The organism is Nakamurella panacisegetis, assembly GCF_900104535.1.
Lineage (GTDB): Bacteria > Actinomycetota > Actinomycetes > Mycobacteriales > Nakamurellaceae > Nakamurella > Nakamurella panacisegetis.
In genome coordinates, this window is sequence record NZ_LT629710.1 from 2,053,790 (window position 1) to 2,079,636 (window position 25,847).

Consider the following 25,847-nt stretch of genomic DNA (forward strand, 5'->3'; position numbering starts at 1 on the left):
GCGATCAGCGCCGGACGTACCGCCGGTGCATCTTCGAATCGGCGAAGTACCGGTTGGACGTCCGGAGGAACATCAAGACGATGGCGGCCAGCGCCAGTGCCGCGTTCACCCAGGCGAGGACCTGCAGCGCGGGAGGCAGGCTGGGCGGAGTGATCGTCGTGCCGGCTCCGGCGCGATAGCCCGCAGCGATGTTCGTGTACGTGTTGCCCGTGTTGGCCGCGCTCAACGTGGCCATGGCGGCGATCACGGTGATGGTCACCCTGGCCCAGTTGCGACCGATCCACATCTTCCAGGCGAACAGGCAGTACAGGCCCAGGGTGACGATGCCGAGTCCGACTATGAACGTCTTGACGAAGGACACGACCGAACGCAGGGAGCCACCTCCCGGGGCAGACGAGAAGCTCTGCCGCTGCATGACCTGATCGAGTAGCTGGTCCCACCAACTGCTGTTGATGAATGTGACGGCGCCGACCAGGCCAAGCAATCCGGCGGAGGCGAAGGACAGCACCGCGAGGGTCACCGTGGCGGGCCGGATCGGAGGCGCCGGCGCCACGACCGGCACCAGGGCATACCCGTACGGCGCCGGGACGTACGCGCCACTGGGTGGGTAGGCCGGTGACGGATAGGGCACCGCCGGATAGCCCGGAGGGGCGCTCGGCCCCGGGGGGACAGGTGAGGGTCCGAACCACGCGAGGCCACCTCCCGACGGTGCGGCCGGCGGGAGATGACCCGGAGTCGCAGGTGCAGCACTCCCTGACGGCACGGACGCGCCGGGAGGCGCGAACGGATCGGGCGCGCCCTGCCCGGCCGGGCCGGGTGAGGTGGTCGGTTCGTCCTGGGGTGGCTTCATCGGGCGACCCTATGACGCGGCTGATCCGGCGGCGGCGACCCGCCGATCCCGTCACCGAGTTGTGTCCGGTCCGCTCCGGCGCTGGGACCGCCGAACGTGACCACCGACACGTAGGTCCCCGCAGGCGGATCCAGCCGCCGATGGCCGTGCCTGGAGGGCAGGGGACCATGTCCGGCCCGACCCGGACGCCCGATGAAAACGCCCGTCCTTACTGGTCAGCTCACTTCTATGCCCATAGGCAGAAGTAGTGGAGCCACACCGGCTGGTGCCTTTGCGAGTCGCTAAGGGGCCTGATTTGACCTGCCCGCACCCCTGCCGTAATGTTTTCGGAGTTGCCAGATGAGCCCCAGCGGCCAAGGCAGCCACTCCTTCTCCGAAGAGCCCTAAACGGTTCGGGTGGAGCTCGCCCGCAAGGCGAGACCCTAGAAGGGCCGGGACGAGCGGTTTGACACCGCGAATCGGACCGGGTAGCGTTGATCAGGTTGCCCCCGAGCCGGTTGAGAAGCCTTATTGGGTGCGCGTTTGATCTTTGAGAACTCAACAGCGTACCGAAAGTCAGTGCCAACTGATTTATTGTTCTGTCACCCACTTCGCGGGGGCAGGGCGTTCATTTGGTGCATTACGAGATTATATTTTGTGGCGCCCTTTTTTGGGTGTCTTGAAGTGCTAGCTCGTGTGGACCAGGTTTCATCGGGTGCCTCGTTTGTGGGGTGCCTGCTTTCCATTTGTTGATCAGCGGGTTGCCCTTTTGGGGTGGCTTGGTGGTTTATATGGCATTCAATGGAGAGTTTGATCCTGGCTCAGGACGAACGCTGGCGGCGTGCTTAACACATGCAAGTCGAACGGAAAGGCCCGCTTGCGGGTACTCGAGTGGCGAACGGGTGAGTAACACGTGGGCAACCTGCCCTCAGCTTCGGGATAACATTTGGAAACAGGTGCTAATACCGGATAATAACCTTTCATCGCATGGTGTTTGGTTCAAAGTTTTTCGGCTGAGGATGGGCCCGCGGCCTATCAGCTTGTTGGTGGGGTAATGGCCTACCAAGGCGACGACGGGTAGCCGGCCTGAGAGGGCGACCGGCCACACTGGGACTGAGACACGGCCCAGACTCCTACGGGAGGCAGCAGTGGGGAATATTGCGCAATGGGCGAAAGCCTGACGCAGCGACGCCGCGTGAGGGATGACGGCCTTCGGGTTGTAAACCTCTTTCAGCTCTGACGAAGCGCAAGTGACGGTAGGAGCAGAAGAAGCACCGGCCAACTACGTGCCAGCAGCCGCGGTAATACGTAGGGTGCAAGCGTTGTCCGGAATTATTGGGCGTAAAGAGCTCGTAGGCGGTCTGTCGCGTCGAATGTGAAAATCCGAGGCTCAACCTCGGACCTGCATTCGATACGGGCAGACTAGAGTTCGGTAGGGGAGTCTGGAATTCCTGGTGTAGCGGTGAAATGCGCAGATATCAGGAGGAACACCGGTGGCGAAGGCGGGACTCTGGGCCGATACTGACGCTGAGGAGCGAAAGCGTGGGGAGCAAACAGGATTAGATACCCTGGTAGTCCACGCCGTAAACGTTGGGCGCTAGGTGTGGGGGTCCTTCCACGACCTCCGTGCCGCAGCTAACGCATTAAGCGCCCCGCCTGGGGAGTACGGCCGCAAGGCTAAAACTCAAAGGAATTGACGGGGGCCCGCACAAGCGGCGGAGCATGCGGATTAATTCGATGCAACGCGAAGAACCTTACCAAGGCTTGACATGCACGGGAAAGTTCCAGAGATGGTTCCCCCGCAAGGTCCGTGCACAGGTGGTGCATGGTTGTCGTCAGCTCGTGTCGTGAGATGTTGGGTTAAGTCCCGCAACGAGCGCAACCCTTGTCTTATGTTGCCAGCACGTTATGGTGGGGACTCATAAGAGACTGCCGGGGTCAACTCGGAGGAAGGTGGGGATGACGTCAAATCATCATGCCCCTTATGTCTTGGGCTTCACGCATGCTACAATGGCCGGTACAAAGGGCTGCGATACCGCGAGGTGGAGCGAATCCCAAAAAGCCGGTCTCAGTTCGGATTGGGGTCTGCAACTCGACCCCATGAAGTCGGAGTCGCTAGTAATCGCAGATCAGCAACGCTGCGGTGAATACGTTCCCGGGCCTTGTACACACCGCCCGTCACGTCACGAAAGTCGGTAACACCCGAAGCCAGTGGCCCAACCTGCTTGCAGGAGGGAGCTGTCGAAGGTGGGATCGGCGATTGGGACGAAGTCGTAACAAGGTAGCCGTACCGGAAGGTGCGGCTGGATCACCTCCTTTCTAAGGAGCAACTGGCCCGGAGTCGATGTCCCTTTGCGGGGATGGCGGCTTCATTGTGGGTTCAGGCCCATTTCACAGGCGTCCGTTCTGTGGTGGAGCTCATGGGTGGAACACTGACTAGTTCGGTTCTCGATGTGTGTTGTTGTGTCTAGTACAGCTGAGGCCCTTTGTTGGGTCGTCTCGTCCTCCTTGTGGGGGTGGGCGGCAGGAACGGGCAGCATCAGGCAGTTGGGGATCGTAGGTACGCTGTTGGGTCCTGAAGGATCAGACGAGAGTTTGATGTCTTCTATCGGGCCAACCCTAGTTGCGAACCGCCGGCTGTGTGCTGGTAGGCGTGGCGGTGTGGGTTGGGTACGCCCGTACCTTGAGAACTGCACAGTGGACGCGAGCATCTTTGTGGCTAAGTTATGAAGAGCACACGGTGGATGCCTAGGCACCAGGAGCCGATGAAGGACGTAGGAGGCTGCGATAAGCCTCGGGGAGCTGTCAACCGAGCTGAGATCCGAGGATTTCCGAATGGGGAAACCCAGCACGAGTCATGTCGTGTTACCCACATCTGAACACATAGGGTGTGTGGAGGGAACGTGGGGAAGTGAAACATCTCAGTACCCACAGGAAGAGAAAGCAACCGCGATTCCGTTAGTAGTGGCGAGCGAAAGCGGATGAGGCTAAACCGATTGCGCGTGATAGCCGGCAGGCGTTGCGTGATCGGGGTCGTGGGACCATGCCGAACCCTCTGCCGAGGGTTCAGGGAGTAAGAAAAAGTTGTGTTAGGCGAATGGCATTGGAAAAACCAAGCGTAGAGGGTGAGACTCCCGTAGCCGAAAACATGATTTCTCCCGCGTGGGATCCCAAGTAGCAGCGAGCCCGTGAAATTCGCTGTGAATCTGGCGGGACCACCCGCTAAGCCTAAATACTACCTGGTGACCGATAGCGGACTAGTACCGTGAGGGAAAGGTGAAAAGTACCCCGGGAGGGGAGTGAAATAGTACCTGAAACCGTGTGCTTACAATCCGTCGGAGCTGACCCCTTGTGGGAAGGTGACGGCGTGCCTTTTGAAGAATGAGCCTGCGAGTTAGTGGTATGTGGCGAGGTTAACCCGTGTGGGGAAGCCGTAGCGAAAGCGAGTCCGAATAGGGCGATTCAGTCGCATGCTCTAGACCCGAAGCGAAGTGATCTACCCATGGCCAGGATGAAGCGACGGTAAGACGTCGTGGAGGTCCGAACCCACCAGGGTTGAAAACCTGGGGGATGAGCTGTGGGTAGGGGTGAAAGGCCAATCAAACTTCGTGATAGCTGGTTCTCCCCGAAATGCATATAGGTGCAGCGTCGCGTGTTTCTTACCGGAGGTAGAGCACTGGATGGTCTAGGGGGCCCACAAGCTTACCGAAATCAACCAAACTCCGAATGCCGGTAAGTGAGAGCGCGGCAGTGAGACAGTGGGGGCTAAGCTTCATTGTCGAGAGGGAAACAGCCCAGATCGCCGGTTAAGGTCCCTAAGCGTGTGCTAAGTGGGAAAGGATGTGGAGTCGCCCAGACAACCAGGAGGTTGGCTTAGAAGCAGCCACCCTTTAAAGAGTGCGTAATAGCTCACTGGTCAAGTGGTTCCGCGCCGACAATGTAGCGGGGCTCAAGCACACCACCGAAACCGCGGCATTCACATATATATCTCGGCCCTTGTGGTCCAGGAGTGTGGATGGGTAGGGGAGCGTCGTGTGGCCAGCGAAGCGGCGGTGTAAACCAGCCGTGGAGGCTACACGAGTGAGAATGCAGGCATGAGTAGCGAATGGGGAGTGAGAAACTCCCCCACCGAATGACCAAGGGTTCCTGGGCCAGGTTAATCCGCCCAGGGTGAGTCGGGACCTAAGACGAGGCCGACAGGCGTAGCCGATGGACAACGGGTTGATATTCCCGTACCCGCGAAAGAGCGCCAATAGCGAGCGCGGTAATGCTAAACGCCCGAGCCAAGTCCTCCCTTCGGGGAGGGTGCGGGGAGCGCGTGACCCGAACCGTTAGTAGTTAAGCGATGGGGTGACACAGGAAGGTAGCTCCGCCAGTCAGTGGTAATACTGGTGTAAGGGTGTAGGTAGATCCGGTAGGCAAATCCGCCGGGTTGTTGATCTGAGACCTGACGCATAGCCGATTGAGGCGAAGTAGAGTGATCCTATGCTGTCGAGAAAAGCCTCTAGCGAGCTCTGAGCGGCCCGTACCCCAAACCGACACAGGTGGTCAGGTAGAGAATACCAAGGTGATCGAGCGAACTATGGTTAAGGAACTCGGCAAAATACCCCCGTAACTTCGGGAGAAGGGGGACCGAGGTGCGTGAAGCCCCTTGCGGGCTAGCGTGTTTTGGTCGCAGAGACCAGGGAGAAGCGACTGTTTACTAAAAACACAGGTCCATGCGAAGTCGCAAGACGATGTATATGGACTGACGCCTGCCCGGTGCTGGAAGGTTAAGAGGACCGGTTAGCCTCACGGCGAAGCTGAGAATTTAAGCCCCAGTAAACGGCGGTGGTAACTATAACCATCCTAAGGTAGCGAAATTCCTTGTCGGGTAAGTTCCGACCTGCACGAATGGCGTAACGACTTCTCTACTGTCTCAACCATAGGCTCGGCGAAATTGCAGTACGAGTAAAGATGCTCGTTACGCGCGGCAGGACGGAAAGACCCCGGGACCTTTACTATAGTTTGGTATTGGTGTTCGGTTCGACTTGTGTAGGATAGGTGGGAGACTGTGAAGCTGTCACGCCAGTGGCGGTGGAGTCAACGTTGAAATACCACTCTGGTCGTACTGGATATCTAACTTAGGTCCATGATCTGGATCAGGGACAGTGCCTGATGGGTAGTTTAACTGGGGCGGTTGCCTCCTAAAGAGTAACGGAGGCGCCCAAAGGTTCCCTCAGCCTGGTTGGCAATCAGGTTTCGAGTGTAAGTGCACAAGGGAGCTTGACTGCGAGAGGGACATCTCGAGCAGGGACGAAAGTCGGGACTAGTGATCCGGCACCACCTTGTGGAAGGGGTGTCGCTCAACGGATAAAAGGTACCCCGGGGATAACAGGCTGATCTTGCCCAAGAGTCCATATCGACGGCATGGTTTGGCACCTCGATGTCGGCTCGTCGCATCCTGGGGCTGGAGTAGGTCCCAAGGGTTGGGCTGTTCGCCCATTAAAGCGGCACGCGAGCTGGGTTTAGAACGTCGTGAGACAGTTCGGTCCCTATCCGCCGCGCGCGCAGGAGTCTTGAGGAAGGCTGTCCCTAGTACGAGAGGACCGGGACGGACGAACCTCTGGTGTGCCAGTTGTTCCACCAGGAGCACGGCTGGTTAGCTACGTTCGGAAGGGATAACCGCTGAAAGCATCTAAGCGGGAAGCTCGTTCCAAGATGAGGACTCCCACCCTTTGTGGGGTAAGGCCCCCGGCTAGACCACCGGGTTGATAGGCCAGAAGTGGAAGCACCGTAAGGTGTGCAGCTGACTGGTACTAATAGGCCGAGGACTTACCACAAAAATGCTACGCGTCCACTGTGCGGTTCTGAAGAGACGGAACCGACGAGCACCCACCGGTCTAGCCACAGGTGGTGTGCCCCCGAACATCTTCATAGAGTTACGGCGGTCATAGCGAGAGGGAAACGCCCGGTCCCATTCCGAACCCGGAAGCTAAGCCTCCCAGCGCCGATGGTACTGCAACCGCCAGGTTGTGGGAGAGTAGGTCGCCGCCGGAACACCATTCCCAAATAGGGGATCACCACGAGAAATCGTTGGTGGTCCCCTATTTGGCGTTCCACGACCGGTCGCCGGGCGGCATGGTCCCGTTGCAGGTACGCCGAGGTTGCGGGTGCGCCGGAAAGCGCGGTTGTCAGGCTGTTGCCACCCCGAGCCTGCCGGCCTGCACCACGCCGACTGATCCGGGGTCGCGAACCCTCCCACCACCTGATCGGCACTGGTCCGACCGGCGACAACCTGCCACGTCATCTGGCCGCGCTGGAGAAGGCCGCCCGGGACGTCACCCCACCCTTCGTTGCGCTGAGGGGCCCCGGTGGCCACGGCGCAGGAGGCCCGGCCGCGATCGGTCCGCGGACCCTCCGGCCCGACCGGATCGGCCCTGGTCGCGGTCGCGCAGCCTCCCACCGTTCGGTCCGCTCGGGTCGAAGCAGGCCATAGGGCCTGTCGGTGGGCAGTGCAAGGCTGGGTTGGTGATCGAGAACAATGTGGCTCTTCGCAGTTGAGGGTGTAGTCGGGGGTCGGCGCGTCGCTCCGGGGATCGAGTCGAGGTCTTCCGATGATGGTGGTTCCTACGCCGTCCATCTGGAAGACCTCGACATGGCTGACTCTACTTTTGCGACCCCTGATCTGACCACGTTCGCCCGGCTGGACACGCTCGGTCTGCAGGTGACCGGGCAGTTTCTGGAGCCGGACCGGGCGGTGTTGGCCTGTCGAGCCGTCAAGGGGGACGAGCTGTGTCGGGCGTGTGGTGAGCCCGGCCGGCCGCGGGATTCCACCACCCGGCGGCTGGCGCACGAGCCCTTCGGGTGGCGACCGACGATCCTTTTGGTCACCGTCCGCCGGTTCCGCTGCGACGGCTGCGGTTTGGTGTGGCGGCAGGACACCTCGGCGGCGGCCGAACCGCGGGCCCGGCTCTCGCGCGGCGGGTTGCGGTGGGCCCTGACTGCGCTGGTCTGCCAGCACCTAACCGTCGCCAGGATCGCTGAGGCACTGGGCGTTTCATGGAACACCGCCAACGACGCGGTACTGACCGAGGGCCGGCGGGTGCTGATCAGCGACCCGAGCCGCTTCGACGGGGTCAGGGTCATCGGCGTGGACGAGCACGTGTGGCGGCACACCCGCCGGGGGGACAAATTTGTCACCGTCATCATCGACCTGACCCCGGTCCGGGACCGGACCGGGCCGGCCCGGCTCCTGGACATGGTGGAGGGCCGGTCCAAACAGGTGTTCAAGACGTGGCTGTCCCAGCGGCCCGAGACGTGGCGCACTGGTGTGGAAGTCGTCGCGATGGACGGGTTCACCGGTTTCAAGACCGCCGCCGTGGAGGAACTCGACGAAGTCACCGTGGTGATGGACCCGTTCCACGTCGTGCGCCTGGCCGGGCAATGCCTGGAGCTGTGCCGACGGCGGATCCAACTGGCCACCACCGGCCACCGGGGCCACTCCGGCGACCCGCTGTATTCAGCTCGCCGCACCTTGAGTACCGGCGCCGACCTGCTCACCGAGAAACAGCAACTGCGAATCGCGGAACTGTTCGCGAATGAGCAGCATCTGGCCGTGGAAGCCACCTGGGGCGTCTACCAAATCATGATCAGCGCCTACCGTGACCCCAACCGGGCGGCCGGGAAGAACCGGATCCGGCAGCTGATCGACTCCCTCGCCAGCGGCGTCCCGGCCGCTCTGATCGAGGTCCGCACCCTCGGCCGAACCTTGAGGAAACGAGCCAGCGACATCCTGGCCTACTTCGACCGCCCGGGCACCAGCAACGGACCGACCGAAGCGATCAACGGCCGCCTTGAACACCTCCGCGGCTCCGCGTTGGGCTTCCGCAGCCTCACCAACTACATCGCCCGATCACTCATGGAAACCGGCGGATTCAGACCCGGACTACACCTTCGATTGCGATGAGCCAACAATGTGCTCCCATCAGAATCGGATGCGGCCCAGACCCAGACCGTCGTCGCGGCCCAACTCCATGTCACCGATCTCGTTCGTCGGGACGGGATGCTGCGGGCGGTCACCTCGATCCGGGTTCAGGGCGTCCCGCCCGAGGTCTGCGTCGAGTTCAACGGGCTGGCCGGCCGCTTCCACTATCCGGCCACGACGCCGGTGCTGGTGGTCAGACCCGCTCGTCACTGAATGCCCTCAAGCGCCCGCATCACGCCGTCAATGGCCCGGGCCGGCCATCTCGGGCGGTTCAGGCCTCTTGCCGGTAGGCCGGGCTCCCGCCAGATCCCCTTGCCGGTACGCCGAATCCCGTCAGAAGGGATCTCCCTGCGTCATCAGGGCCGGTTGACCGCCGCCCGGCTCCCGCCCAGGCCCAGGCCCAGGCCCGGGCCCAGCGCACCCGCGCTCCGCGCAGAGCAGGGCGGGCAGCAGGGCGGGCGCGGTTCCAGCAAGGCGTGATGACGCCAAGGAGAACCGCGAAACCCGTCACCGCCCGGTTCTCGTCCGGATATCCTGGCGGTCTGGACCCCTCGGAGCGAGCCGGTGCCGGCTCCCACACCCCGTTCGAAGAAAGTGACGATGAACGTTCACCACTTGATCAGCTCTTACGGCTACTACGCCGTCTTCCTGATCATCGGGCTGGAGAGCGTGGGGATCCCGCTTCCGGGCGAGACGGCCTTGATCGCCGCGGCCACCTACGCCGCCACCACCGGCCACCTCAACATCTGGGTCATCTTCGCGTGCGCGGCCGCCGGTGCGATCCTCGGCGACAACGTCGGCTACTGGATCGGTAACAAGGGCGGATATCGCCTGGCGCGCAAGTACGGTCCGAAGATCCGCCTGGACGAACGAAAGCTCAAGGTCGGGCGGTACATCTTCGACCGTCATGGCGGCAAGGTCGTCTTCTTCGGCCGGTTCGTGTCCGTGCTGCGGACCTTCGCCGCGTTCCTGGCCGGCACCGTACGAATGTCCTGGCCGCGCTTCCTCACCTACAACGCGCTCGGCGGAATCGTCTGGTCCGCCATCTACGCCTTCGGCTTCTACGCCGCCGGGAGCCTGCTGGAGAAGACGTCGAACGTGGTCAACTACGTGGCCATCGGCCTGGCCGTCATCGTGGTCGTGATCGTGTTCATCGTGGTCCGTCGGCAGACGAACCTCCTGGCCGATCGAGCCGAGGCGGCCTACCCGGGACCGCTGGAGTAGGGGAGGACCCGGCGCGGCGTCGACGCCGACCTGCCGGTCTGCGTGACCGCCTTGCGCGCGGTCCATCAGAAGGACGGGTATCCGATCGACTCGCCAGCCGATCCGGCCCGATGGTTGGATCCCCCGGTCTGTCTGCGGCGTGGACGAATCGGGTGGGCAGGTCGTCGGTCATCTCGGCGTCGTCGACGGGTCCGACCCGTTCGGAGTCCTTGACGGCCTGGCGTCCGTCGTCACCTCAGACGCCGTAGGCCGCCTTCTCGTGCGCCAGCAGTTCGGAGAACGTGAAGGTGCCGGTGTGCGGGTCGTCCCGGCCGTCCATGTACAACCGCTTGACCGCCACCAAGATGCCATCGGCGAGAGTGTTGCGGAATTCGTCACGGACCAGGCGGGTGCGTTCGGCCTCGTTCGACAGATAGCCCAGTTCGACCTGGATGGCGGGCATCTTGGTGAGCCGGAGGATGTCCCACGTCCGGTGGTGCACTCGACAATCCGTCATCTGGGTGCGGGCCACGAGCTCGCGCTGCACCAACTCGGCCAGGGTCTCTCCGACGGTGGAGGTGGCACCGGAGTCGGTACCGAAGTGGAAGGTCGCGATCCCGGTGGCCAGCGACGAAGTCGATCCGTCGATGTGCAGGCTCAGCATCAGGTCGGCGTTCACCTCGTTGGCCAGGTGGGCCCGTTCCTCCGGGGTCGGGTTCTGATGGGCGCCGCGGGTCAGGAAGGTCTCCATCCCGGTGGCCACCATGCGACTCTCCAGGCGGCGTGCGATGTCCCAGGTCAGATCGGAGGCCTGTACTCCCTCGACCGTCCAGCCGGGGTCCTCGCCGCCATGGGCCGGATCGATGACGATGCGCTTCCCGTGGAGACGCGGACCCGCCTGGCGCAGGTTCTGGTACTCCCGCAGGTAGAACGGACGGCCACCGGTGACCATCCGACCGATGCGGTTGAGCTCCCGGTAGGTGTCAGCGCCGAAGACCCCGTCCTCGGCCAGACCGCGGTGCTTCTGGAAGTCGCGCACGCACGCGTCGGTGAGGGGCCCGAAGATCCCGTCCGGGCGCCCGGTGTTGTAGCCGAGCTCAGCCAGCCGCACCTGCAGTGCCGTGACGTCGTCGCCACTCATCACGGCGGACAAGGTGTAGGCCAGGGTGCGGTCGCCGAGCGTCCAGCGGGCATCGGTGAGGGACCGGACGGTCACCGGGCCGACGATGCCGTCGACGATCAGACCGCGCTCCTGCTGGAACTGCCGGATGGCCGCGTCGGTGGCTCCGTCGAACAGAGCCTGCGTCGGGTCGGCGGCCGGATCGGCGGGTGCGAGCTTCTGCAGTGATGCCAATGCATGCTGGACAGCTGCGACCGCCTGCCCCCGGTCGCCACGTCGCAACAGCATCGTCTGCCTCGTCCCTGCTTTGGTCGTCGTTCCGGGTATCAAGCGGTCATGCCCTCCGACGCAGTTTCGCGCCGGGGAGAGCAGGGCCGCTCACCATTGTGCAACGTGCGGCGCCGATGGGACGACACTTCGGCCGGATGACGCACAAATGGCCGGACACCGGTGGTGGTGTCCGGCCATTTGCCAGAGCATCCGATCGCGGAGCGACGAACGACTCGGGAGCGGCGGCCCTGAAGGCGACCCGATCGCCACTCGAACGGCTGATGAGATGACAAAGATCTCGCTCGTGGTGATCGTTTCGGATCGCTGACCGATCAGGCCAGGATGTCCTTGAATTCGGCCAGCAGGGCCGCCTTCGGCTTGGCTCCGACGACCTGCTTGACCGGCTTGCCGCCCTGGAACACCAGCATCGTCGGGATGGAGAGGATCTGGTACTGCTGAGCGATCTCCGGGTTGGCGTCGATGTCCAGCTTGGCCACGGTGACCTTGTCGCCGTGCTTGGCCGAGATCTCCTCGAGGATCGGGGCGATCATTCGGCACGGGCCACACCACTCGGCCCAGAAGTCGACGATGACGGGCTTGTCCGACTGCAGGACGTCGGCGGTGAAGCTGGCGTCGGTGACCTTGACGGTGGCCATGGGAGTACCTCTATCTCTTGTGGTTGGGAGAGCTTTCGGACAGGGCGGGCGTTCGTCTCAGACGCCGGCGGCGACCGGTTCCGGATCGGACACAGCGGCCAGGTGGTGCGTTGACAGGAAATGCTGGGCGTCCAGCGCGGCCGAACAGCCCGAGCCGGCGGCGGTGATCGCCTGACGGTAGGTGTGGTCGACCAGATCGCCGCAGGCGAAGACGCCGGCCAGGCTGGTCATCGTGGAACGGCCGGCGCCGATGTCGCCTCCGGTCAGCACGTAACCCTCGGCGTCCAGGTCGACGACCCCCCGGAACAGGTCCGACCGCGGGTCGTGCCCGATGGCCACGAACAGGCCGGTGACGGCCAGCTCCGACGTCGCGCCGGTGCGGGTGTCGGTGAGCGTCACGCCGGAGACCTTGGTATCGCCGTGCACCGCGGTGACGGCGGCATTCAGCGCCCACTTGATCTTCGGGTTGGCCCGGGCCCGGTCCAACATGATCGGGCTGGCCCGGAAGTCCTCGCGCCGGTGCACGATCGTCACGGTACGGGCGAACTTGGTCAGGAAGGTCGCTTCCTCCATCGCCGAGTCGCCACCGCCGACCACCACGATGTCCTGGTCACGGAAGAAGAAGCCGTCGCAGGTGGCGCAGGCGGAGACGCCACGGCCGATCAGGCGCTGCTCGTCGGGCAGACCGAGATAGCGCGCGGCGGAACCGGTGGCCAGCACCACGGCATGAGCCCGGAACACCTCGCCGTCGACGGTCACCGTCTTGATCGGGCCGGCCAGGTCGACCGCCTCGACGTCGGATCCGCGCAGGTCCGCGCCGAAGCGTTCGGCCTGCTCCCGCATCTTGCCCATCAGCTCAGGACCCATGATGCCTTCGGCGAAACCGGGGAAGTTCTCCACCTCGGTGGTCGTCATCAAGGCGCCGCCGTAGGAGAACCCCTCGAAGACCAGCGGCTTCAGGTCGGCTCGGGCGAGATAGAGCGCCGCGGTGTAGCCCGCCGGACCCGAACCGATGACGATGACGTCGTGGATCACCTCGGCGGGGGCGGTGGCAGTGGTGGGGACAGCTACGTCAGACACAGGAATCCTTTCGGGCGTCCTCGAATGCCGAAGGACGGGTGGAGCGCGCGCGCCTGCGGACGATCCGGCACACAGTCGGTAGAACGTCAGCCTACCGACAGGCATTCCCCCTCCGGGTCGACCGGTGGACGGACGCCGAGGTCAGCGGTCGACCCTGGCCGAGGCGAGGACGTCCGAGCCACCGTCGACGCCGCACTTCAGGCTGACGACCAGGATTTTCGCGTGCGTGGCGTCGAGCTTCATCGCGATGGCCGAGGCCTCCTGACCCTGATAGGTGACCTGCTTGACGCCCAGTACATCGGTCTGTGCGATGCCGTTGGCCGCCATGCATCCGGCGTAGGTGATGGGGTTGGCCAGCGGACCGGACCGGGATCCGTTGATCTGGTTGTACGCGTCCTGGAACTGACCGGGCTTCAGCTCGAGTGCGTTCGGTGAGGCCGACGCGGTCGCGGAGGTGGCTCCCGGCTGGGGCCCAGCGGTGGACGAACCGCCGGTGGTCCGGTTCAGGGAGGCCACGGTGATGGTGGCGGCAGCAATCACGGCGGCGGCCACGCCGATACCGGCCACCCAACGGCGCCTCTTGGCGCGCGCGGCGTCCAGCAGCACGACGTCGGACGGACCGGGAGGGCCGACCCGGGAGTACTGCTGGGGCGGAGTCGTGCCGGTCACCGGGTGGAAGGGGGCCGCGGACGGCCCGGGTCGAAAGGGCGGTGCGAGCGGGGGCGGCGGGCCGGCGGCCGGCGGGGGACCGGCCGGCGAGCGCGGCCCGGTCGATCGGGCCGACGCGCGCGCTGCGCTCTCGGCGGCGATCGCGGCATCCAGACGCAGGGCGAAACGCTCCGGCATCCGTGGAGCCGGGAGCAGGGACAGATCGTCGACCGTGGAGTCGAGGGCCGCCATGATCGCCACGGCCTCCGGATCGTCCGCGATGCGCGCTCGGAGTTGCGCGGTCACTTCCTCGGAGAACACCCCGGCCTGCAGGTCGGCCAGCACGTCGACGCTCCATGGCGGCCCCGATGGGACGGCGGCGAAACCCGGATCGGTGCTCATGTCTTCTCACTCCCTCCCGCTGTGGTGGGCGGATGACCGCCGGTCCCGGGACCGGCGGCGATCCCCCGCACATCGGGCGGGCGGAGGCCACCATCGGAGGATCTGACGCGGTCCGGTTCGGTCCGGTTCCGCAGGTGCCCGAGAAGTACGGCCAATTTTGCCCGGCCTCGGGCACAGCGGCTCTTGATCGTGCCCTCGGCGACCCCGAGGGCGCTCGCCGCATCGGCCACCGAGTAACCCTCGACATCGACCAGCACGATCGCGGCCCGTTGGTCCTCGGGCAACGTGCCGAGTGCCTGCTCGATGTCCATGGCCAGCTCGCGGTCGGCGTAGGCGTCGCCCTGGACGGCCGGCTCGCCGGGACCCTCTTCGGGCAGCGGAACCGTCGGCCGGACCTGCCGCCGCCGGATTCGATCGAGGCAGGCGTTCACCACGATGCGGTGGAGCCAGGTGGTGACCTGTGATTCGGCGCGGAACCGGTCGGCGGCCCGGAACGCGGAGATGAAGGCGTCCTGGACGGCATCGGCCGCCTCCTCCGGGTCGCGCAGGGTCCGCAGCGCGACCGCCCACATGCGGTCCCGGTGCCGGGACACCAGCTCACCGAACGCGTTCGGATCACCGGCCACGTGCGCGCCCAGCAGCTCGACGTCGCTGCGTCCGGAATCCAGGGCTGGCACGCCCCGGAGCCTATCGGCCCGACGGCGATCTGCGACCGTCGCAGCACCGGGCCGCTTCGCTCACGGAGTACCGGAGACCGATACCTCGTTGATGTCCGATCGGAACTTGCCGCCGTCGGGGGCGAGCTGGGTCACGTAGACGGCGAGGTACTGCGATTTCGGCGCACCGGTCAGATTGATGGTCACCGAACCCGGCGCGGCGTTGCTTCCGCTGCTGATCGTGCCCTGGCCCAACGCCTTCGTGTCCGTGTAGGCCGCGGTCGGGCTGGTCGTTGACCGGATCTCGATGGTGGTGCTCGGAGTGTCCGAGGTGACGGTCACCGAGGTCGGGGTGATGGCCGACCCGAACTGCAGCACCAGTCCGACGCCGTGCTTCACCGTCGGGAACTGCTGGTTGTACTGGAAGGTGTCCCAGAAGGTCTGCGGGTTCTTGTCGTACACGAAAGGCGCGCGGTTGCTGCTCTCGTGGGGCGGAGATCCTTCCGGGTCCCAGGCGGTGGCCGAGGTGATCACCTGGACGACCCCGGCCGCCGACGTCGAGGGACTGGGCGATGTGCTGCTGGAGCCCGTCTTCGTCCCCGATGTCGCGGCCGGACGACCGGCCTTGGTCGAGGCCTTCGTCCCGGCCGTCTTGGTCGCGGAGGTGGTCGGAGCCGAGGTCAGCTTCTGCACGTTCGTCACGGTCGGCCCGGCGATGCTGGTCGCCAACTGCTTGGTCAGACTGGCCACGATGATGATGATGAGAGCCGAGAACGCGGCGATCATCAGGCTGGCGATCCCCAGCTTGACCCGCCGCTCCTTCACCAGCCGTCGTTCGGCCGGGTTCAGGGCTGATCGGGGCGGTTCCGCGGCCGGCGCCACCGGCGCGGGAGAGCCGGCCTCCGGCTGCCGCAACAGGGCGGCGATCGCCCCCACCGCGTGGATGCCCGCCGGGTCGTCCGGGTGCAACGCACGCTCGGCCAACGCGGACAGGGCCTCCGGCACCGTCGAACGCACCTCGGCGGCCGGTACCTCTCGTCCGAGCCGGGTCGGTGCCGGAGGGAGATGGATCGGCGCGGCCGGGCCCAGTCGCACTGTGCCGTCGGCGTCGCCGGAGGTGCCCGTCGGGTCGGCCGGGATCGGCCAGGTGCCGGTCAGCATCAGGTACAGCAGTCCGCCGACCGCGCGGATGTCCTGGTCGGGCGTGGCGTTCCCGTGCGCGATGACGTGCGACAGCCGGACCTGGCCGTCGAAGTTCACCCGCACGAGCGATGGATTGATCGCGCCAAGGGCGATGCCGTTGCGGTGCGCTTCGGCCACCGCTTCGGACACCTTCGCCGTGATCGACGTGGCCACGTCCGGCTCCAGCGGTCCGCCGGCGAGCAGATCGGTCAGCGTGGCACCGTCCACCCATTGCCCCACCACGTAGGACTGTCCCTGCTCGGTGCCGACGTCCAGGGTCTGCGGAAGGCCGATGTGGTGCAGGCGCCCGACCCGCAGGGTCCGGGCGACGGTGGCCGAGGTGGCGTTGGTGTCGGGGAGCAGGGTCACCGCCATGTCGCGCGGCAGCACCGTGTCCTTGGCCCGCCAGAAGCGGTTTCCGGCGTCGTCGACCGCGACCAGGCTGACCAGGCGGTAGCGGCCGCCCACGGTGGCGCCGGGCGCCAGGGTGACCGGCGGCCTCGGCGGCTGCGAGGTGCCCCCCAGGTTGACCGTGCGGTCATGGCCGGGAGCGACCGTCGGAACGGGAGTGGGCACGACCGATGTCGGTTCGTCGGGGGTATCGCGGGGACCGCCCGCGCCTGCCTGCGTCACGCGCTCGGTGACCTGCTCTCTCATCGATCCGGAAGGTGATTGGCTGGTTGGCCCGGCCGGTCGGCCGGGCATGCGTGCCATGGGTCGTGCCGATCCTGCCATTGCCCCCGGTGAAACGGCCGTGACGGCGGCCGAAGGCCCGCCCGAGCGGGGGTCGGGTCCGCTCCCGGATGGCGGGCGGCCGAGCAGCCGCAGCACGCGGTTGCGGACCGGGGCCAGCTCGTCCACGCGCAGCAGCGTTGTCATGACGGCGATGGTCAGCAGACCGACCACCCCGCCGAGCACCACGATCACGATGGCGTTGCCCACGTTCTTGGGGGTGATGCCGATCGTGGCGTCGACCACCAGGTAGGCGGCGGCGCCGCCGATCACGGACGACACGAGCATCTTGCCGATCGTCCGAAGGGTCCTGGTGGTGCCCATCCGCCCGAAGCGCGCGCGCAGCCAGATCTCGCCGACCACCGCGCCGACGATGTAGGACACGGCCGTGGCCATGGCCAGGCCGGGGATCGCCCACTTGGGGGAAAGCAGGCTGCTGGCCAGCAGCAACGGCACCCGAACGGCGACCATGATCGCGTTGATCAAGGTGGGCGTCCGCCCGTCCTTCATGGCGTAGAAGACCCGCATCTGGACCAGCGTCATGGCCAGCGGCACCAGACCGATGGCCATCGCGGCCAGCGTCAGACCCATTTGCTGGGCGTCGTCCAGTTTGACGCTGCGCCAGTTGAACAGGGCGACCGCGACGGGCGCCCCGAGCACCACGAACGCGGCGGACACCGGGAACAGGGCGACCGCCGACAGGCGGTTGGCCAGGGAGACGTCCTTCTTCACGTCGTCCATCTGACCGGCGGCGGCGTGGCGGGACAGTCGCGGCATGATGGCGGTCAGCACGGCAACGCCCAGGATCCCGTACGGCATCTGGAACAGCAGCGAGGCGTAGCTGAAGGTGGTCGGGCCGCCGGCGTTGTGCTTGACGGCCACGTTCGTCGTGACGACGACGCCGACCTGCGAGATCAGCACGTAGACGATCGCCCACCCGACCAGACCGCCGGCCTCGGTCAGCCGCCGGTCCCAGCCCCACCGCCACTTGAAGTGGAAACCGGACCGCCGCAGCGCGGGGATCATCACGACGGCCTGCAGGACGATACCGAGCGTGGTCCCGATGCCCAGGATCAGCATCTCGGCGCTCGTCATCTGACCCTTTTGGAAGTTGGCCAGCCACAGGACGACCGCGACGCCGATGACGACCACGTTGTTGAGGACGGGGGCCCAGGCGTTCGCGGTGAACCGTTCCTTGGTGTTCAGGATGGCCCCGAACAGCGCGGCCAGACCGTAGAAGAACATCTGCGGCAGCAAGAACCGGCTCAGGTCGGTGGTCAGACCGGTCAGTTGCGCGGAACCAGAGTGCACGTACAGACGGGTGAGCAAGGGGGCGCACGCCACCGCCACCACGGTCGCGCCGGCCAGGCCGACGATGGCGATGGTCAGCAGGCGCTGGGTGTACTCCAGTCCGCCGTCCGGGTCGCTGCGCTGGGCCCGGGTCAGCAGCGGGATGGCGACCGAGGTGAGCACCCCGCCGATCAGCAGCTCGAAGACGATGTTGGGCAGGGTGTTGGCCACGGTGTACGCGGTACTGGTGAAGTTGACGCCCAGGATGGCCAGGATCGCGATCTTGGACAACAGTCCGGTGACCCGGCTGACCACGGTGGCGATGGCCATGAGGGCCCCGGCCCGGACCACGCCGGCGGTGCTGGCCGTCTTCATCCCGGACGCGGCGTTGCGATCCAGCTTCTGGGTCGGCGGCTCGGCCGGTTCACCGGTCCGCGGACCGATCTCGGCCGGGTAGTGCATGACGGTCGCCGCTTCGCGGACGTCGCGGGGGACGGCCTCGTCGGTGATCCGCTGGATCAGCATGGTGGCGTCTTCGGCGGCCGGGAACATCGCCCCGGGAGGGGCCCCGATCCAGGGCGTTTCGTTCTGTCGCACCGGTCCGCGTACCTCGCGGCCAAGGGCCGCCCCGTACCGGGTGCTGTTGGCCCTGGCCATCGCCTGCCGCTGGGCTTGCTCCCGTTCGAGCTGCGCCCGCTGGGCCTGCGCCAGCTGGGCCTGCGCCCGCTGTGCCCGCTCGCGCTCGACGCGGGCTCGTTCGATCCGCTCGCGCTCCACCTGCTGCTGCTGGACCTTCTGGAACCATTCGGGCGGATCCGGGGTCGCGGCCTTCTCGTCGGCGGCCCGTGGCGTGTCCGGCGGTGTGGGCGGCCCGGGAGGACCGGGCCGAGATGGTCCGGTCATCGTTGGTTCTCCCCGGTGGCGCTGTTGTCGGTGCTGCTCTGGTCGGCCGGCTGGTCGTCGACCGGAGTCGGGCCGACCGGATCGTCGGTTGACGTCTGACCGGGCCGGAGGTTGCCCGGCCGGCCGTCGACATCGCGATTCCGGCCGCGGATCCGGCCGAACAGCCGGATGACGACCATCAGGAACAAGGCCCCGCCGGCCACTGCGATGATGATCAGGGTCAACGTGCCGTAGGCCGAGGACTGGACGGTGATGGTTTTCGGGGGACCCCAGGCGGACCCGTCGGCCGCGATCAGCTGGGCCTCGACCGGGAACTTGCCGGCTTTCACGACCTTGCTCTCGATGCGGAACTGCTGCGACCGGCCGGCGGCGACGCTGAGGACGCCGGGGTCGGTCGTGGTCATCCCGACGTTCTTGCCCTGCACCCGCACCCGGATACGGACGACGTACGGGGTGTCGTTGCGGACGGTCAGCAGCAGAGGTGACGTGGCCGCGGCAAGCGTGTAGGTGGTCGCGTCGGTCCCGGTTATCTGGACCGCGGCCCGCAGGCTCCCGATAGTCGCGCCCGCCGTATCCAGCACCTGGGAGCTCACCCCGGCGCCGTCGCGCAGCGACGACGACAACAGTGGCGTCAGGGCGGTGACCAGCGGAGACAGCTGGGCCGACGGGTCGGGCGTGTCCAGTCCCTTGGCTTTGCTGAGCGACTTGGACAGGCTCGACAGGCCGGCTTCGACCTGGGACCAGCGAGCCACATAGCCGGGATCCAGTTCGGCCCGCCCGGCCGAGTCCGGATAGCTCACGGTGGCCCGGGTGGTCGACGCGGCGGCGATGGCCGGCAGCGAGGTGCCGGCGACGACGTTCCCGCCGGCCAGGGTCCGGAGCAGCCCGGCGAGAACCTGCACGCCCGCGGCGTTCGGGCTCCAGCGGTCAGTCGGCCAGATCACGATCGGGGTGCCCGTTCCGTCCTGGGCGGCACCGGTCAGCAGAGCGGCCAGGGTGGTCAGGCGGACCGGGAGACCGGCCGTTGTTCCCTTGGCCACCAGGTCGTTGACCTCGGTCAGGAGGTCGGCGTCGGTGACGGCGGCTCGTACCGTGCGCGTGCCGCCGGTCATCCCGATCGACACGGCGCCCGCGGCATCGCCGGAATACTCAAGGGTCCGCGGGGTCAGGACCGCACCGGTCATACCGTTGGCCGACATGAAGTCCAGGGTGGCCTGGTCGACGTAGCCGTCCTCCGGGGCCGTCATGGTGGTGACCAGACCCGGTCCGCTGGCGACGGCGGCGCCGAGACCGAGCACCTTGGCCGCGACGGTCCGCCCCTTGGTGATCAATCCCGACAGCTGGCTGGTGAGGCCGGCGCGCACCATGGCGACGGCGTCCGGGTTGGAGTAGGGGAGCACCAGGACCTGCCGATTCGCCACGGCCGCCCGGAGCGTGGCCAGGAACGTCGTCGCCGCGGCCTGGCCGGTGCCCGGGACGGTGGCGGTCTGGATCGGCAGGGACGGCGTGGTGGTCGTCGGCGTGGTGTTCGTGGTCGTCGTGGTGACCCGGCCGGCGGACGACGCCGACGTGGTCGATGCCGTACTGGACCCTCCGGAGGTCGCCCGCAGCGGCTCGGTCCGGGCTGACGCCGAGGTCGCGGCTCCTCGGGTGGTGGTCGTCGCGGTTGCGCGTGACGAATCGGCCGCGGTCCCGCCGGCGATGGCCGAGGCCGGGACCGAGGTGGAGGTCGCGGACTCCGTGACGGCGGCGGTCAGGGCCGGTTGGGCCGCGCCCTTGGTCTTGGCCACCAGATAACCCTTCGACATCTGGCTGAGTTCGTCGAGCAGTTCCGGGTCGACCACCACGGTGGTCGAGCCGGAGCCGACATCGGTCCGCCCGAGTTCAGCGAGCACCTTGTACAGCCGGCCACCGGGGGACACGAGCCGGGCCAGGTCGTCGTCCAGGAACACGCCCTGGACCCCGACGTGCGGGGTGTCGACCAGCGGCCACAGCATGTTCAACCGGTTCGGGGTGAGGGAGGCCGACCCGGCGCCGTTGGCGGTCGTACTTCCGGCTCCGGTCGTCACTCCCGGCACGGCCAGCACCGTGGTCAGCAGGTGCATCGACCCGACCGTGACGTAGTCGACATTGCCGTTCTGCCCGATGTCGCCGTCGATCTGCAGGGAGACCGGATACACACCGGCGGAGCCGATGGCCAGACCGGTGGGGGAACTCAGTTCAACGGCCGCGACGAACGTCAAGGACTCGCCCGGACCCAGATCGACCGCTGTGGTCGGCGCGATGGCCGTCGGGCCGAGCCGGGTCCAGCTCGCCGGGCCGATGCCGCCCGGAGTGGCCGGGGTGCTGATCTCGGTCTTGATGTCCTTCACCGTGGCCAGTGCATTGTTCCGTCGGAACTGGTACTTCACGTCGTAGATCTTCTTGCTCCAGGTGTTGGTGACGGTCCCGACCACGGTGAGCAGGTTCACCGACGTGGCCGTGACGACCGTCGGGGAAATACTGCTGATCGTCGAGGTCAGGTACGAGACGGTCGAGCCCGGGGTCGCCGAGGGCGACGGGGAACCGGTCACGGAGATCGCCTTGGCGGCGCCCCGCGCGGGCGCGGCATTGGCCGGAATCCGGTCGTCATCGCCCGGCTGGTGGGTGGCCACCGTCGTGCCGGGCCCGGGCCCGGGCCCGGGCCCGGGCGAGGCGGCTTCGGCGACTCCCGACAGCGGGAGGGCCAAGCCCAGGAACAGGGCCAGCAGTACGGCCCCGGCCCGTGACCTCCGTGCCCGCCTACCGATGCCTTCGGTGCCCCTCACGCGCTGTCGGCGAGCAATTGGGCGGCGCGCTCGGCCAGCCGGCGCTCACCGGCGTAGGCCAGCCGGACCGGCATCTGGTCCATCGGCACCCAGGCCACCTCGGTGACCTCGACGTCGGCGTCGGACAGTTCGCCGGCAACCGCCTCCATCAGAAAGTGGTGGACCCGCTTGTGGATGCGCCGCCCCTCGGCCGTGAACGTGTACTCGACGCTTCCGAGGCGGGCGGTGATCCGACCGGAGATCCCGGTCTCCTCGGCCACCTCCCGGATGGCGGCCTCCTCGGTGGTCTCGCCGGCCTCGACGTGACCCTTGGGGAGCGACCAGCGGAGGCGCCCGCGTCGGTCGAGCCGGCCGATCAGAGCCCCGGCGGACACTCCGCCCTCCGTGCGCACGACCAGCCCGCCGGCCGATGTTTCGTCGGCCCTGCGCCGCCGGGGAGCGCGCGCAGGGGATTGGGCCATGAGCCCGATGGTAGTGGGCGCCGGGCGGCCCAAGCGGTTCGCCGGACGCGGCGCGGCCCACTTCGGGGCCGGAAAGGTGCCGGTACGCGGACTTCATGCCCGGCTCGGTAGGTTGCCGCGAATGGCCGAGCCAGCGCGGGAGATCGACGAACCGGACGAACCCGAGGACGGCGGATCGGACCCGGTTCCCCGGGGGGCCCGGCGCACCGCCGGACGCCGGAAGCGGTCGCTGTGGAAGGAACTGCCGATCCTGGTGGTGGTCGCGTTCGCCCTGACGTTCGTCATCCAGACGTTCGTGGCCAAGGTCTACTACGTGCCGTCAGGGTCCATGGAGAAGACGATCCACGGCGCCCTCGTCGGTGGTGATCGCATCCTGGCCAACAAGGTGGTCTACGACTTCCGCGACCCGGAGCAGGGTGACGTGGTCGTCTTCAAGGGGCCGGACACGTGGGCCCCGGAGACCGGGGTCAGTGCGCCGAGCGGGTGGTTCCGGAAGTCCATGGCTGCCCTCGGGTCCGTCGTGGGGGTGGCGCCGCCGGACGAGAAGGACTTCGTCAAACGCGTCATCGCGGTCGGCGGCCAGACCGTGCAGTGCTGCGACACCAAGGGCAATGTCGAGGTGGACGGCCGATCGTTGAACGAGCCGTACATCTACTCGTCGGATCCGGAGAACTCCGCGCTGGCGTTCCGCCCCGGGGTCAGGGACTGCACCACCGGCGGCACGGACACCACCTACGGTTCCCGGCGCTGCTTCGCGCCGGTCAAGGTCCCGGCCGGGCAGCTGTGGGTGATGGGCGATCATCGGGACGACTCCGACGATTCGTCCTACAACTGCCTCGGGTACAAGTCCTCCGCTCCCCAGGCCGCCGGGTGCAGCCGGCCGATCCCGGTCGACAACGTGATCGGCAAGGCGGTGCTCAAGCTGTTGCCGGTGGCCGATTTCGGCACCATCGGCAATCCGGACATCGACCCGACCGCCTCCGCCTCCGGCCCGACCGCTGCCGTCCCCACGACCGGCGGCGTGCTGTTGGCTCTCGGCCTGCGGGGCGGGATCGTTCTGACGCCCGCCCGCCGCCGGAGACGACGCCTGCTTGGGCCTCGCGTACCTCGACCGTCGACCGGAACGATATTCACGCTGAAGTAGCGTCTGAACTGCGAATATCATTCCGGTCGACGACGGGGTGAGCGGGCGGTACGGGTCAGCAGGCGTGACCCAGGATCACCGCGATGAGCCACTGCAGATACGGGCCGGGGGCGGCTTTCTTTCCCGGGTAGGGGACGCAGAACCTGGTCACGGTCAGGGTCGCTGAGGTGGAGACGGCGTCGGGGGTGGTGGCCGTGACCCGGTGGGCGCCGACCTTCACGCCCCGGCTCAGGTTCAGCTGCACCGTGGCCGCGCCCTTCTGGTCGGTGATCACGGACTTCACCTTCTTGCCGTCCAGGGTGACCGCGAGCTTCGTCGCCGGGTCCCAGGCGGCCAGCTTCACGTCGACCGTCCCGCCGGCGCGCACGGTGGCCGGGTCCAGGACGACCGTGCCCTTGGCGGTGGGCTTCTTGGCGACGTTCAGCGCGATGGTCACGGTGGTCTTCGACGGGGACGCCACCAGCGTCAGGGTCTTGGCGCCGACCAGCCGGTCAGGGACGGTGAACGCGATCGTCGCGGCGCCGGAGGTCACCGGGTAGGTCCCGACGTTCTGGCCGTCGATGGTCGCCGTCACGCTGGCGTTGGCCGGGCTGCCCAGGCTGGTCAGATCCAGCTTGGAGACGCCGAAGCTGACCGGCGAGCCGGCCGTGACGTCACCGGGCAGGCCGGTGACGACCACGCCGCGACGGGCGAAGCTCGGGTCGACCGGGGACTTGGCGGTCAGGTAGTCGATCCACACGTCGCGGTCGAGCAGCCCGGTGTCCTTGACGTCGGTGGCCTTGGTGAACTCGGTGAAGTTGTCGCCACCGGTGCCCAGGAACGAGAACGTGCCGATGCGGTAACTGGCGCTCGGGTCGATGGGCTTGCCGTCGACCGTGATCGAGGTGATGTGGCTGCCGGCGGCGGCCGCCGGATCGATCGTGTAGCTGACGTTGTCGGACAACCCGAGGTCGAGGAACGGCCGGGAGGCCGTGGCCGGCTGCCACATCTGCTCCAGCACGGCCTTGAACTGGGCACCGGTCAAGGACAGCGTCCAGAGGTTGTTGACGAACGGCAGCACGGCGTTGGCCTGGGCGTAGGTCACGCTCCCGTCGGTGCCGTACAGCAGCTCGGCCCGCAGGCCACCCGGGTTGACGACACCGATCTGGGCCCCGCCGCGGTCGGCCGAGGACAACCCGTCGCGAAGCGCGTTGGCGACCAGGTTGCCCAGGGTGGACTCCGACCCGCGGTCGTCGCGGGTGCCGTTGAGGTAGGCGGTGGTGATGTCGGCGCCGACGTGGCCGACGACCTTGTTGCCGATCACGGCGGCCTGGGCGAGTGCGGCGTCGGTGATGGTCTTGACCTGAGCCACCCGGGGGTAGGTGGCGACCAGGGTCGCATCGTCGGTCGTCACGCGGGGCACGTTCTTCGCGGTGTAGGAGAGCACCTTCTTGGTGGTCGGGTCGATCGAGAGGGCGACGTCCCCGATGTTGCTGCCGTAGGAGCCGGTCTGCAGCACCGGCCGGGTGACGCCGGCCTGGCCCGGCACGGGGGCGTCCCACGCGTACAGCTGGTGGGTGTGTCCGGTGAACAGCACCGAGACCTTGGCGCTGGTGTTGTTGACGATGGAGGTGAACGGCCCGTTGATGGCCAGGTTGCTGGCCAGGGTGCCGCCGACGTCGCTCCCGACGGTCGCGCCCTCGTGGTACTCGGCGACCAGGACGTCGGCCTCGCCGTTGGCGGTGTTCCCGTCGGTCAGCTGGTCGGCGACCCGGTTGACCGCGGCCACCGGGTCCCCGATGTCGATCTGGGTGATGCCGCCCGGGCTGACCAGGGACGGCGTCTCGGCGGTGACGGCGCCGATGACGCCGATCTTGATGCCGTCGACGGTGAAGATGCTGTATTCCTGCTGGGCCGGGGTACTGGTGCCTTTGAGGTAGACGTTGGCCCCGAGGTAATCCCACTCCGCGTTGCGGGGATTGCCGATAATGCGGTTGATGAGGTCGTCGTAGCCCTTGTCGAATTCGTGATTCCCGTCGGACGAGGCATTGAGCCCGAGCGCATTGAGCACGTCGATCGTCGGCTGGTCGTTCTGGGAGGCCGAGGCGAACAGGGAGGCGCTGACGTTGTCACCGGCGGCCAGGAAGAGACTGTTGCTCTCCCCGGCCGAGGCCCGCAGGCCTTCGACCGTGCCGGCCCACTTCACCGTGTTGGCGTCGATGCGGCCGTGGAAGTCGTTGATGTTGAACAGGTTCACCACGGTCGGGGCTACCGCGGCGGCCTCCGTCACCGGCGGTGCGGCCTGGGCCACGGCCGGAAAGGAGGCGGCGAGCAGGGCAGCCGTGGTCAGCCCGACGGTCAGGGCTCTTCTGGTGAATTTCATGCACTCTCCAAGTCGGATAGGCCAACGTTTCGACGGGACGACGCGGCGGACGGGCGGCGAAGGGCCACCCTGGACGGAACTGCCTGAGGCGCGACGGTGCGACCATCGGAGAATAGACGGCGCACTGACGCCGCGC

At 66.7% G+C, this 25,847-nt stretch carries 14 protein-coding genes and 3 rRNA genes; 7 read left to right on the forward strand and 10 right to left on the reverse strand.

Annotated elements, in window-relative coordinates; all coding sequences use genetic code 11:
• Nucleotides 1-4 precede the first annotated feature (4 nt).
• Nucleotides 5-631 (reverse strand): hypothetical protein, encoded by a 627-nt coding sequence (locus BLS97_RS08970; protein ID WP_090475677.1) that lies wholly within the window; start codon nucleotides 629-631, stop codon nucleotides 5-7.
• A 996-nt stretch (nucleotides 632-1,627) separates the two neighbouring features.
• Here BLS97_RS08970 and BLS97_RS08975 point away from each other — a divergent pair.
• The 6 genes from BLS97_RS08975 to BLS97_RS09000 all read left to right on the forward strand — a co-directional run bounded on the left by BLS97_RS08975 (nucleotide 1,628) and on the right by BLS97_RS09000 (nucleotide 10,019).
• Nucleotides 1,628-3,148 (forward strand): 16S ribosomal RNA (locus BLS97_RS08975).
• 398 nt (nucleotides 3,149-3,546) lie between these two features.
• A 23S ribosomal RNA gene (locus tag BLS97_RS08980) occupies nucleotides 3,547-6,651 on the forward strand.
• Between the two features lie 100 nt (nucleotides 6,652-6,751).
• Nucleotides 6,752-6,868 (forward strand): 5S ribosomal RNA (gene rrf / locus BLS97_RS08985).
• Together the 16S, 23S and 5S rRNA genes form the textbook arrangement of a ribosomal RNA operon.
• A 598-nt stretch (nucleotides 6,869-7,466) precedes the next feature.
• Nucleotides 7,467-8,777, forward strand: coding sequence for an ISL3 family transposase (locus BLS97_RS08990; RefSeq protein ID WP_090475678.1), 1,311 nt, complete (start codon nucleotides 7,467-7,469; stop codon nucleotides 8,775-8,777).
• Between the two features lie 9 nt (nucleotides 8,778-8,786).
• Nucleotides 8,787-9,008 (forward strand): hypothetical protein, encoded by a 222-nt coding sequence (locus BLS97_RS08995; RefSeq protein ID WP_090475679.1) that lies wholly within the window; start codon nucleotides 8,787-8,789, stop codon nucleotides 9,006-9,008.
• Nucleotides 9,009-9,395: 387 nt separating this feature from the next.
• Entirely contained in the window at nucleotides 9,396-10,019 is a 624-nt protein-coding gene (locus tag BLS97_RS09000) for a DedA family protein (RefSeq protein ID WP_090475680.1), read from the forward strand.
• Nucleotides 10,020-10,254: 235 nt separating this feature from the next.
• On the opposite strand, the gene BLS97_RS09005 is transcribed toward BLS97_RS09000, so the two are convergent.
• From BLS97_RS09005 to BLS97_RS09040, 8 genes are all read right to left on the reverse strand, one after another.
• On the reverse strand, nucleotides 10,255-11,406 hold the full coding sequence (locus BLS97_RS09005; RefSeq protein ID WP_090475681.1) for an N-acetylmuramoyl-L-alanine amidase: 1,152 nt from the start codon (nucleotides 11,404-11,406) through the stop codon (nucleotides 10,255-10,257).
• A gap of 314 nt (nucleotides 11,407-11,720) precedes the next feature.
• The gene (trxA, locus tag BLS97_RS09010) at nucleotides 11,721-12,044 is read right to left on the reverse strand and encodes a thioredoxin (protein WP_090475682.1); all 324 of its coding nucleotides are present in this window, start codon (nucleotides 12,042-12,044) and stop codon (nucleotides 11,721-11,723) included.
• A gap of 57 nt (nucleotides 12,045-12,101) precedes the next feature.
• Complete coding sequence (gene trxB, locus BLS97_RS09015) at nucleotides 12,102-13,124, reverse strand: thioredoxin-disulfide reductase (RefSeq protein WP_231988432.1); 1,023 nt, start codon at nucleotides 13,122-13,124, stop codon at nucleotides 12,102-12,104.
• Between the two features lie 141 nt (nucleotides 13,125-13,265).
• Nucleotides 13,266-14,174, reverse strand: a complete 909-nt coding sequence (locus BLS97_RS09020) for a hypothetical protein (RefSeq protein WP_090475684.1) — start codon at nucleotides 14,172-14,174, stop codon at nucleotides 13,266-13,268.
• Nucleotides 14,171-14,842 (reverse strand): RNA polymerase sigma factor SigM, encoded by a 672-nt coding sequence (gene sigM / locus BLS97_RS09025; protein WP_090481752.1) that lies wholly within the window; start codon nucleotides 14,840-14,842, stop codon nucleotides 14,171-14,173. Before sigM ends, BLS97_RS09020 begins: the two co-directional genes overlap by 4 nt.
• A gap of 69 nt (nucleotides 14,843-14,911) precedes the next feature.
• On the reverse strand, nucleotides 14,912-18,937 hold the full coding sequence (gene murJ, locus BLS97_RS09030) for a murein biosynthesis integral membrane protein MurJ (protein ID WP_090475685.1): 4,026 nt from the start codon (nucleotides 18,935-18,937) through the stop codon (nucleotides 14,912-14,914).
• Complete coding sequence (locus BLS97_RS09035; RefSeq protein ID WP_090475686.1) at nucleotides 18,934-21,744, reverse strand: DUF6049 family protein; 2,811 nt, start codon at nucleotides 21,742-21,744, stop codon at nucleotides 18,934-18,936. Before BLS97_RS09035 ends, murJ begins: the two co-directional genes overlap by 4 nt.
• Complete coding sequence (locus tag BLS97_RS09040; RefSeq protein ID WP_090475687.1) at nucleotides 21,741-22,205, reverse strand: NUDIX hydrolase; 465 nt, start codon at nucleotides 22,203-22,205, stop codon at nucleotides 21,741-21,743. The genes BLS97_RS09035 and BLS97_RS09040 overlap by 4 nt, the downstream gene beginning before the upstream one ends.
• Here BLS97_RS09040 and lepB point away from each other — a divergent pair.
• A complete protein-coding gene (gene lepB, locus BLS97_RS09045) occupies nucleotides 22,204-23,349 on the forward strand; it encodes a signal peptidase I (RefSeq protein WP_231988436.1) in 1,146 nt (381 codons plus the stop codon). The two genes, BLS97_RS09040 and lepB, sit on opposite strands and share 2 nt — an antisense overlap.
• A 55-nt stretch (nucleotides 23,350-23,404) precedes the next feature.
• Here lepB and BLS97_RS09050 read toward each other — a convergent pair whose 3' ends face one another.
• Nucleotides 23,405-25,711: a bifunctional metallophosphatase/5'-nucleotidase gene (locus tag BLS97_RS09050; protein WP_090475689.1), complete on the reverse strand. Its 2,307-nt coding sequence runs from the start codon at nucleotides 25,709-25,711 to the stop codon at nucleotides 23,405-23,407.
• Nucleotides 25,712-25,847: the final 136 nt, after the last annotated feature.

What these genes read in the sequence shown, in the direction of transcription:
- BLS97_RS09005 (WP_090475681.1), bottom strand. Translation starts at nt 11,406, where the DNA reads ATGCTGTTGCGACGTGGCGACCGGGGGCAGGCGGTCGCAGCTGTCCAG.
- BLS97_RS09020 (WP_090475684.1), bottom strand. Translation starts at nt 14,174, where the DNA reads ATGAGCACCGATCCGGGTTTCGCCGCCGTCCCATCGGGGCCGCCATGG.
- BLS97_RS09040 (WP_090475687.1), bottom strand. Translation starts at nt 22,205, where the DNA reads ATGGCCCAATCCCCTGCGCGCGCTCCCCGGCGGCGCAGGGCCGACGAA.
- BLS97_RS08990 (WP_090475678.1), top strand. Translation starts at nt 7,467, where the DNA reads ATGGCTGACTCTACTTTTGCGACCCCTGATCTGACCACGTTCGCCCGG.
- murJ (WP_090475685.1), bottom strand. Translation starts at nt 18,937, where the DNA reads ATGACCGGACCATCTCGGCCCGGTCCTCCCGGGCCGCCCACACCGCCG.
- BLS97_RS09000 (WP_090475680.1), top strand. Translation starts at nt 9,396, where the DNA reads ATGAACGTTCACCACTTGATCAGCTCTTACGGCTACTACGCCGTCTTC.
- BLS97_RS09050 (WP_090475689.1), bottom strand. Translation starts at nt 25,711, where the DNA reads ATGAAATTCACCAGAAGAGCCCTGACCGTCGGGCTGACCACGGCTGCC.
- trxA (WP_090475682.1), bottom strand. Translation starts at nt 12,044, where the DNA reads ATGGCCACCGTCAAGGTCACCGACGCCAGCTTCACCGCCGACGTCCTG.
- lepB (WP_231988436.1), top strand. Translation starts at nt 22,204, where the DNA reads ATGAGCCCGATGGTAGTGGGCGCCGGGCGGCCCAAGCGGTTCGCCGGA.